7 protein-coding genes, 3 pseudogenes and 1 riboswitch are annotated in these 10,039 nt (G+C 40.3%); all 10 genes and pseudogenes read left to right on the top strand.

Annotated elements, in window-relative coordinates:
• A pseudogene (locus AC058W_RS04600) lies at nucleotides 1-379 on the top strand (sugar phosphate isomerase family); the annotation flags it as partial.
• A 118-nt stretch (nucleotides 380-497) separates the two neighbouring features.
• Nucleotides 498-1,605: pseudogene (gene nagA, locus AC058W_RS04595) on the top strand (N-acetylglucosamine-6-phosphate deacetylase).
• 120 nt (nucleotides 1,606-1,725) lie between these two features.
• Nucleotides 1,726-2,432: pseudogene (locus tag AC058W_RS04590) on the top strand (N-acetylmannosamine-6-phosphate 2-epimerase).
• Nucleotides 2,433-2,771: 339 nt separating this feature from the next.
• A complete protein-coding gene (locus AC058W_RS04585; RefSeq protein WP_118247082.1) occupies nucleotides 2,772-3,503 on the top strand; it encodes a histidine phosphatase family protein in 732 nt (243 codons plus the stop codon).
• A 44-nt stretch (nucleotides 3,504-3,547) separates the two neighbouring features.
• The gene (locus AC058W_RS04580) at nucleotides 3,548-4,483 is read left to right on the top strand and encodes an alpha/beta hydrolase (protein ID WP_118516840.1); all 936 of its coding nucleotides are present in this window, start codon (nucleotides 3,548-3,550) and stop codon (nucleotides 4,481-4,483) included.
• Nucleotides 4,484-4,535: 52 nt separating this feature from the next.
• Complete coding sequence (locus AC058W_RS04575; protein WP_118516826.1) at nucleotides 4,536-6,356, top strand: DUF6320 domain-containing protein; 1,821 nt, start codon at nucleotides 4,536-4,538, stop codon at nucleotides 6,354-6,356.
• A 37-nt stretch (nucleotides 6,357-6,393) separates the two neighbouring features.
• Nucleotides 6,394-6,502: riboswitch (TPP riboswitch) on the top strand.
• Nucleotides 6,503-6,847: 345 nt separating this feature from the next.
• Nucleotides 6,848-7,051, top strand: a complete 204-nt coding sequence (thiS, locus tag AC058W_RS04570; protein WP_118137620.1) for a sulfur carrier protein ThiS — start codon at nucleotides 6,848-6,850, stop codon at nucleotides 7,049-7,051.
• Nucleotides 7,052-7,158: 107 nt separating this feature from the next.
• Entirely contained in the window at nucleotides 7,159-7,962 is an 804-nt protein-coding gene (locus AC058W_RS04565; protein WP_117676912.1) for a thiazole synthase, read from the top strand.
• Between the two features lie 54 nt (nucleotides 7,963-8,016).
• Nucleotides 8,017-9,261, top strand: coding sequence for a 2-iminoacetate synthase ThiH (thiH, locus tag AC058W_RS04560; protein ID WP_117845400.1), 1,245 nt, complete (start codon nucleotides 8,017-8,019; stop codon nucleotides 9,259-9,261).
• The gene (locus AC058W_RS04555) at nucleotides 9,242-9,826 is read left to right on the top strand and encodes a thiamine phosphate synthase (protein ID WP_243009924.1); all 585 of its coding nucleotides are present in this window, start codon (nucleotides 9,242-9,244) and stop codon (nucleotides 9,824-9,826) included. The genes thiH and AC058W_RS04555 overlap by 20 nt, the downstream gene beginning before the upstream one ends.
• The last annotated feature ends 213 nt before the right edge of the window (nucleotides 9,827-10,039 follow it).

Raw genomic sequence — 10,039 nt, 5'->3', positions numbered from 1 at the left:
ATTTGGGAATTGGTGGAAACGGACATATTGGATTTAATGAGCCAGGGAGAAGCTTTTGAAAAAGAAACGCATTGTGTAGATCTTACAGAGAGTACGATTAAAGCAAATGCAAGATTCTTTGCAAGCATGGATGAGGTGCCAAAACAGGCATATACCATGGGAATTAAGAACATTATGGCGGCAAAGAAGATTTTGCTTGTGGCAACCGGAAGTGCAAAGGCAGATGCTCTTTATAAATCTCTGTATGGACCGATCACTCCGAGATGTACCGGCATCTATTCTGCAGCTTCATTCAGATGTAACAGTAGTAGCAGATGAAGAGGCTTTGAGCATTATCAGAGAAAAAGGTCTTTTTGTAAATTTGACGCCTGTGAGATAATAACAATATAGGCTTTGAAGGCAGATAATGAAAGTATTAATTCTTGTTGACTGAGAGCATGTATCTGGTGAAATATTGCAGAGAATGGAGCGAGCAGGATGGGAAGGGAGTTATAATAATGATTATAAAAAACGGAAAAGTTTTCCAGGAGGATGGAAGTTATAAAGTAACGGATCTGTATATCGAAAATGGCAGAATTGTATCATCAGCAGAAGAAGTGACAGATAAAACAGAGCTGGATGCATCCGGTCTGAAGGTTTTACCGGGGCTGGTAGATATTCACAGTCATGGTGCGATCAGACATGATTTTTCAGATGCAGATGTAGAAGGACTGAAGGCAATTCTACAGTATGAAAAATCACAGGGAATCACTTCTTATTGTCCTACATCCATGACACTTCCGAAGGAAGAACTTCTTAAAATTTTTCAGACAGCGAAGGATGTAGAACAGGATGAAGCCTCTCGAGATTTTAAGGCTTGGCATCAATATGGAAGGACCTTTCCTTGATCCTGTGAAAAAGGGAGCGCATGTAGAAGGTTATATTCGTAAACCAGACGTGGAATTTTTCAGGGAGTGCAATGAATCTGCCGGCGGAATGATTAAACTGGTGACTCTTGCTCCGAACATGGAGGGTGCGAAAGAGTTTATCCAGGAGTTACATAACGAGGTAGTGATTTCTATCGGACATACAGCGGCAGACTATGAGTGTGCCGCAGAGGCTATGGAATTGGGAGCACTTCATGTCACTCATCTTTATAATGCCATGAATCCTATGGGACACAGAGAACCTGGCGTGATTGGCGCGGCAGCAGATAATGAGAAGTGTATGGTGGAACTGATCGGGGATGGAATTCACATTCATCCTGTGACTGTGCGCAATACTTTCCGTCTCTTTGGAGACAGCAGAGTGATCCTGATCAGTGATTCTATGATGGCAACAGGTATGGAGAATGGAATTTATGAACTGGGTGGACAGGAAGTAACTATGAAGGACAGAAAAGCAACTCTGGCAGATGGAACGATTGCCGGTTCTGCGACATGCCTCTTTGGCTGTATGAAGAGTGTTATCTCCATGGGAGTACCGGAAAGAGAAGCGATTCTTGCCGCGACTGCGAATCCGGCAAGAAGTATTGGAATCTATGATGAGGTGGGTTCTCTCGCACCGGGGAAACGTGCGGATATTGTTCTGACAGATGATGAATTAAATGTTGTAAAAGTATTATAATTTTGCAATCTGATATTCTATGAGAAGGCACAGTAGTTGCAAAATATTGTAAATGATATAATTCAACAGGTATTAAATGGGGCAAAAAATTTTGCCCCTTGATTTCTTTAGGAGAAAATGATGACAAAAAAAGAAATTCTGGATGCGATCCATGGACAGATGATCATTTCCTGTCAGGCTGTAGAAGGAGAACCTTTATATGTAGAAGAGAAATCTATTATGTATCTGATGGCGCGCGCGGCAAAACAGGCCGGAACACCTGCAATCCGTACCAGTAGTATCAGAGATGTGATCGCAATTAAAGAAGAAACCGGCCTCCCTGTAATCGGTCTTGTAAAGGTTCAGTATCCCGGATATGAAGGATTTATCACACCTACGATGAAGGAAGTAGACGATTTAGTTGCTGCCAGTTCTGACATTGTTGCGCTGGACTGTACGCTTCGAAAACGTGGCGATGGTTCTACAGTCAATGAATTTATGGCGCAGGATCAGAGAAAAATATCCGGATATTATTCTGATGGCGGATATTTCCGATTATCAGGAAGGGATCAACGCATGGAAATGTGGGGAGATATTGTTAGGAACAACTATGAGCGGTTATACAGCTTATACATCTTCAGTAAGTGATGGACCGGATTATGAACTAATGGAAAGATTATCCAGGGATATAAACATTCCTGTTATCGGAGAAGGCAGAATTCATTACCCGGATCAGGCGGTAAAGGCGTTACAGACAGGAGTTTGGGCGATAGTTGTAGGAGGAGCGATTACACGCCCTCTGAGAGATTGCAATGCGTTTCCAGAATGCGATTAAAGAAAGCAGATAGAATATTCCATACTGCTCCCGAAGGAGAACCGGCCATTGAAAATCATTGGCAGAGAGCTGTCAGTGGGGCAGATTTTACAGATACAATTTAACGCTGTACAACATTTGTACTGATTGCATAAATTCGTGCCGTATGCCTCGGGAATTTGGCATATTGATGCAAAAACACCTTTCGGAATAGTAGCGTGTAAACAGTAACAATATTAAGATGCATGTGCTTGACACATAAGATAGAATATGTAAGACTCTTATTATAATGATATATCAGTTATAGATAAAAGATACAATGAAAATTGATATATAATATAATAAGAGTCTTTTTGTAGAAAGGGAAATATAAATGAAATTAGTAATCGTACGACATGGAGATCCGGATTATTCGATTGATTCACTTACTGAGAAAGGATGGAAAGAGGTAGAATATCTCTCAGAAAAATTGTCAAAGTTTGATGTAAAAGAGTTCTATGTTTCTCCACTTGGAAGAGCAAAAGACACCGCTTCTCTGACCTTGAAAAAGATGAATCGCACCGCTGTAGAATGTGACTGGCTGAGAGAGTTTGACGTTCTGATCGACCGTCCTGATGTTACAGACCGAAAGATTATCTTATGGGACTGGCTTCCGCAGGACTGGACGAAGGACGAGCGATTTTATCAGTATGACCACTGGTTTGAAAACGAAAGATTACAGAAAGCGGATGCAAAAGGCTATTATGACTATGTGACGGGAAAGTTTGATGAACTTCTGGCGTCTCATGGATATGTGCGGGAGGGACATTACTATAGAGCTGAGAAGGCAAATAATGATACACTGGTATTTTTCTGCCATTTTGGGTTGGAGTGTGTGTTACTTAGCCATCTGTTAAGTGTGTCTCCGATGGTGATGTGGCATGGATTTTGTGCTGCACCAAGTTCTGTTACAACAATAAATACCGAGGAGCGAAGAGAAGGAATTGCGAGCTTCCGTATCAGTGCATTTGGTGATATTTCACATCTTTATGCACATGATGAACCACCGGCATTTGCTGCCAGATTTTGTGAAACATATGATAATAAAGAGGAGCGCCACGACTGAATATATATGGTAGAAAGGAAATAAAAATATTGATATCAAAGACAATGAAAGCAATTTTGCATACACTTTCCTATGGAAATATAGAGGTAGAAAATTCCAGAAAAATGGCAGACCTGAAACAGTTGGATGCCACACGTATTTTTTTGAAAAAACTGGATGCCAAAGTTTATAATGACGATTATGAAGTACCGATCAGATTGTATTTTCCGACGGAGGAAGCGATGCAGGCAGGGATTGTGGAAGGAAATACCTTTCCAATTCTGCTGTTCTTCCATGGCGGAGGCTGGGTAACTGAGAGTGTAGAGAATTATGATCGTGTCTGCTCCAGAATGGCTCAGGCAACTGCACATATCGTGGTTTCCGTAGAATACAGGCTGGCGCCGGAACATAAATTTCCGATTCCATTGGAGGATTGTTATGCTGCGGCAAAAGCGCTTTATATGAACCAGCTGATTCTGAATACAGACCCCGAGAAGATTACGATCATCGGTGACAGTGCGGGTGGAAATCTGACTGCGGCAGTGTGTCTGATGGCGAGAGACAGAGGTGAGTTTACACCGCGTCGGCAGATACTTATCTATCCGGCATTGGGAAACTGTTATACAGAGGAATCACCATACAGATCAGTACATGAAAATGGCAGTGATTATCTGCTGACAGCGGTAAAAATGGAGGATTACCTTACTCTTTATCAAAGGACAGCAGAGGACAGACAGAACCCATACTTTGCGCCGATTCTTGAAAAAAATCTGAGAAATCTGCCGGAAACATTAATTCTTACAGCAGAATATGATCCTCTCAGAGACGAAGGGGAAGTATATGGAAGAAAGCTTCAGGCGGCAGGAAATCATGTGGAAGTTTATAGAATTCACGGAGCGTTTCATGGATTTTTTGCACTGGGGATTAAGTTTCTGCATGTACAGGAAAGCTTCCAGTATATTAATGGATTTTTGAATAAAAGTTATGAGAAAATCCTTTAATCGAATTAAGTAAGTGACGAAAGAGGATAATGAGAAAGAAAGCAGGAAAACTATGGATACAGGATATTCAAAATGGAGAAAACTGGATAATGCAGCACTGGCATTTCCACTGGTAAGCGGAAAAAATGATACCAGAGTATTTCGTTTTTACTGTCAGTTAAAAGAAAAGGTCGACGGAGAAATTCTTCAATCCGCGCTGGATCAGACAATGGAGAAATATCCATTATTTCAGGCGGTTTTGCGAAAAGGATTGTTCTGGTTTTATCTGGAACACAGAGATATCAGAGCGGTTGTAAAACAGGAGACAGAACCGCCATGCAGCCGCCTGTATATTCCGGATAAAAAATCTCTTTTATTTCAGGTGACTTATGATAAAGACAGGATTAACTTCGAGGTGTTTCATGCATTGACAGACGGCACCGGAGCAATGCATTTTTTGCAGGAATTGGTGCAGAATTATCTTATTCTGGCTCATCCGCAGGACGATATTCCGCGAATAGAAAATGCAGAAGAAGTCACTCATGGAGATAAAGAAGAGGACAGTTTTTCGCAGTATTATTCTTCCGATATGCCAAAGAATAAAGAGAAGAAAGAGACAGCAGTGAAGCTGAAAGGTGAGAAGTTGGTTCATTCAGATATGCATATCACAGAGGTGGTTCTTTCGGTGAAGGATATTCATCAGAAGGCGCGTTCTTATGGTGCTTCTATCACAGTATTGTTAACTGCAATGATGTTATGTTCTATCAGAGAAGAAATTCCGAAAAACCAGCAGAAACGACCGGTAACATTAATGATACCGGTGAATCTGAGAAATTATTTTCCATCTCAGTCCATGACAAACTTCTTTGGCTGGATTGAAGTCGGATATACATTTTCAGAAACAACAACCTTTGAAGAAGTAGTAGCAGATGTAAAAAGGCAGTTTGAGCAGGAACTTGTGAAAGATAAAATTGCCATGCATATGAATGGCTATGTAAGAATCGAAAAGAATCCTTTTGTGAGAGCTGTTCCGCTGGAGATTAAGAAATATTTCCTGATGATAGGCGCTAATCTGGGAAGCAGAAGTATTACTGCAGTTTATTCTAATATTGGTATTATCCGTCTTCCGGAAGAGTATAAAGAATACATTCAGCATTTTGGGATATTTGCCAGTCCCAATTCACTCCAGATATGTTCCTGTTCTTATGGAGATGAAATGGTTCTGGGATTTACTTCCAAGATACCGGATGACAGTATTCAGAGAAATTTTCAGAGAATGCTTGGTGAAGAACAAGTTGCTCATCGGGAACTGAAGAATGAATTTCCAGGATATGGAGAGAAACAGAAACTGGAGAAGAAAGAGAACCAGAGAATTGTTCAGACTTTCAGTTTTCTGTGTCTGGCGATAGCGGTGGCCTGTGGGATGATTAATTTTATGACCGCCGGTATGTTAAACTGGTTCTGGTTTGCAGGTGCGGGATGTGCCTGTGCCTGGCTGGTAGTTATGGTAGCATATTTTAAAAGAAGGAACATTCTTAAGAATGAAATGTGGCAGCTATTGATCATATCTGTGATAGCAATTTTTTGGGATTGGTTTATCGGATGGAGAGGCTGGTCTGTAGATTTTGTTCTTCCTTTTGGGGCATTGGCGGTACAGTTTTCCATTCCTGTAATTGCAAAAGTGAACCGTCTGGAACGGGAAGAATACCTGTTTTATCTTGTTCAGGCAGGTGTTGCGGGACTGATTCCAATAGTTCTTGTATGGACGGGAATTGTGAGATTGGTATATCCTTCGGTTGTCTGTGCGGGGATTAGTTTTCTCACTGTGGCGGCATTATTTATTTTCTGTCTCAAAGATACTCTGCAGGAGTTTCATAAAAAACTTAGAATGTAGTTGACATGTAGACTGCAAAATATTATACTTTATTACTGTAAAAGAACAGGGGAGCTTGTGACAGCAGGCTGAGAGGAAGTCATCAACTTCGACCCTTATACCTGATTTGGATAATGCCAACGTAGGAACGTATATGATAGTGAATTTACGGGAGATACTTTGGTATCTCCTTTTTTATGTGGCTATATGATATCTATCTGAAACAGGAGTAGTTACCGAATATAAAATGAACAGTAACTACAGCAATTTGCATTATTTTGTGGAATTGCTATAGTGTATCAACAAGAGAAAACAACTTGTTGGTAGACTTGAATTGAATATTGGAAAAATGAGAGTGAACAGAGTTCATGAAGGGGTGCACCACCGCGGGTACATTCTTTTGTGGACTCCTTTTTTATACTATTGGAAATTCTTCCATATTGTTTCGTTGATATGAAAATATGGAAAAATGTCTGTTTTACTCCCATTTATTTCCGGGAAAGGAGAGGAACATGTTTACAGTAAACGGAACGAAAAAAGAACTGCCGGGTGTATTTTCTGTGAAAGAATATCTGGAACAGAATGGATATGTGATCAGTCAGATCGCAGTAGAGTTAAATGAAGAAATTCTGCCAAAAACAGAGTATGTGAGCACTGTTTTGAAGGATGGAGACGTAATGGAAATAGTAAGCTTTATGGGTGGCGGAAGCTGCTGATACAAGTAAGTCCCCACCCACTGCTTATTGCTCTTCGCAACCTCCGCAGGGGACTTACTTGATTCGGTTAAACAACTATGATATTTCAGGAAAGAAGGACATAAATAATGAGTACAATTGCAAACACAAATAATGAAAAGAAATACGAGGACAAATTAGTTTTAGGAGGACATGAATTTACCTCCCGTTTTATTCTGGGATCAGGTAAATTTTCACTGGATCTGGTGAAAGCATGTATCGAAAAAGCAGATGCACAGATTATTACACTGGCTTTACGTCGCGCAAATGAAGGCGGACTTGCAAATATTCTGGATTATATTCCAAAGAATGTGACCTTGCTTCCGAACACATCAGGAGCAAGAAATGCACAGGAGGCAGTCCGTATCGCCAGATTATCAAGAGAGATCGGATGCGGAGATTTCGTAAAGATTGAAGTTATGCATGATTCTAAATATCTTCTTCCGGATAATTATGAGACAATCAAAGCAACAGAGATTCTTGCAAAAGAAGGCTTTGTGGTAATGCCATATATGTATCCTGATTTAAATGTTGCAAGAGATCTGGTAAACGCAGGAGCAGCCTGTATCATGCCGCTGGGTTCTCCGATTGGATCAAATAAAGGTCTCTGCACAAAAGAATTTATACAGATTCTGATTGATGAGATTGACCTTCCAATCATTGTAGATGCAGGAATCGGAAGACCTTCCCAGGCGTGCGAAGCCATGGAGATGGGAGCTTCAGCAGTAATGGCAAATACTGCGATTGCAACAGCCGGGGATGTACAGGTGATGGCAGAAGCATTTAAGAAAGCTATTGAAGCAGGAAGAAGTGCTTATCTGTCTGGTCTTGGCCGTACATTAGACAAAGGCGGCAGTGCATCTTCTCCGCTGACGGGATTCCTTCATGATTAAGATATTTTTATTTAGTATATATAACATATTACATAAATTTGGAGGAAATATAAGATGGAAGCAGAAACAAAAACAATTCCAGAACACGGGGAACATTTTAATGAAAGTATTGTAAATGAAGTGATTCTGGAGGACATGAAAAAAAACAGAATCGATCATATGAAATATCTTCCTGGAATGGAAGTTCTGGAAGAGTCAGATGTAATGGAGCAGGTAATCTCCGCAATGCAGGAATATGATTATGATAAATATACAGAAGCAGATGTGCGCAGGGCATTGGCGCATGATAACCGTACTTTGGAAGATTTTCAGGCATTGCTTTCTCCGGCAGCATTGCCGTTGCTGGAAGAGATTGCACAGGCAGCACAGATAGAAACAAGAAAACATTTTGGAAACAGTGTATATATGTTTACACCGATTTATATCGCTAATTACTGCGAAAATTATTGTATTTATTGTGGATTTAACTGCCATAATAAGATTCGCAGGGCACAGTTAAATGAAGAAGAAATCGATAAAGAAATGGCTGCAATTGCAAAGACAGGACTACAGGAAATTCTGATTCTGACAGGAGAAAGCAGAGCGAAATCGGACGTAAAATATATTGGAGAAGCATGTAAGATTGCAAGAAAATATTTCAAAGTTATTGGTCTCGAAGTATATCCGATGAACTCTGATGAGTATGCGTATCTGCATGAATGCGGAGCAGATTATGTAACTGTTTTTCAGGAAACATATAATTCCGATAAGTATGAGACTCTGCATCTGGCAGGACATAAACGTATTTTTCCATACCGTCTGAATGCGCAGGAACGTGCATTAAAAGGTGGAATGCGAGGCGTAGGATTTGCAGCACTTCTGGGACTTGATGATTTCCGGAAAGATGCCTTTGCAACGGGATATCATGCATGGCTGCTCCAGCGAAAATACCCTCATGCAGAGATTGCTTTCTCCTGCCCGAGACTTCGCCCGATCATTAATAATGACAGAATCAATCCGATGGATGTACATGAGCCACAGCTGCTTCAGGTAGTATGTGCATATCGATTATTTATGCCATTTGCAAGCATTACTGTTTCTACAAGGGAATGCGAGCGTGTGAGAGATAATCTGGTAAGTATCGCGGCAACAAAGATATCAGCTGGCGTAAGTACAGGAATCGGAAGCCATGTGGAAGACATAGAAGATAAAGGAGATGACCAGTTTGAGATTTCTGACGGAAGATCTGTAAATGAGGTTTATCAGGCGCTTCTGGATCATAATCTTCAGCCGGTTATGAATGATTATGTGTACCTCTGATTTTTATAAAAATGTGATTGCGGTGACCAACAGATCTCTGTGTGAACGTCCTTTTCCGGAGCAGATAGAAAGAGTATGTAATTGTCATCCTAAAGCAATAATACTGAGAGAAAAAGATCTGCCGGAGGAAGAATATCTTCTTCTGGCAGAGAAAATATTGAACATCTGCCGGGAATATGATGTTCCCTGTATGCTTCATACTTATATAAATACAGCCAGAAAACTGGAACATCCTTTTATCCATCTTCCGTTATTTCTTCTGAAAGAATACCAAGGAAAACTTGAGAATTTCCGGGGAATTGGATGTTCAGTTCATTCTGTAGAAGATGCCCTGGAAGCACAGAAATTGGGTGCAACTTACCTTACAGCCGGTCACATTTATACAACTAATTGTAAAAAAGGACTTCCGCCAAGAGGACTGAAGTTTCTTGGGGATGTTTGTGATTCTGTGACGATTCCGGTGTATGCAATAGGTGGAATCCATCCAGGAACAGAGCAGATATCTGAAGTGATAGCACGAGGTGCTGCTGGTGGGTGTATTATGTCTGATATGATGAAAATATAGTAAAAGAACATATTAAGCTGTATGAATATTTGAAACAAATGGAAGAAATTTTACTTGATCTGGTTAAATAAGAGAGTGTTAGTTTTGGACTATTTCTGTGATATAAACGGAAAATCATATGGATAAAAAATAAGGATTTTTCAGATATAATTATGCGTGTATAGAAATATAAAAGCCACATTTATTCGACGATTACTAATGAATAAAGTAATT

The organism is Blautia sp. CGZ-1-C1 (assembly GCF_056504575.1).
This window is presented reverse-complemented; position numbering and strand designations above follow the sequence as displayed.

Coding starts and splice junctions, on each gene's coding strand:
- AC058W_RS04585 (WP_118247082.1), top strand. CDS start 2,772: ATGAAATTAGTAATCGTACGACATGGAGATCCGGATTATTCGATTGAT.
- thiH (WP_117845400.1), top strand. CDS start 8,017: ATGGAAGCAGAAACAAAAACAATTCCAGAACACGGGGAACATTTTAAT.
- AC058W_RS04575 (WP_118516826.1), top strand. CDS start 4,536: ATGGATACAGGATATTCAAAATGGAGAAAACTGGATAATGCAGCACTG.
- AC058W_RS04565 (WP_117676912.1), top strand. CDS start 7,159: ATGAGTACAATTGCAAACACAAATAATGAAAAGAAATACGAGGACAAA.
- AC058W_RS04555 (WP_243009924.1), top strand. CDS start 9,242: ATGATTATGTGTACCTCTGATTTTTATAAAAATGTGATTGCGGTGACC.
- AC058W_RS04580 (WP_118516840.1), top strand. CDS start 3,548: ATGAAAGCAATTTTGCATACACTTTCCTATGGAAATATAGAGGTAGAA.
- thiS (WP_118137620.1), top strand. CDS start 6,848: ATGTTTACAGTAAACGGAACGAAAAAAGAACTGCCGGGTGTATTTTCT.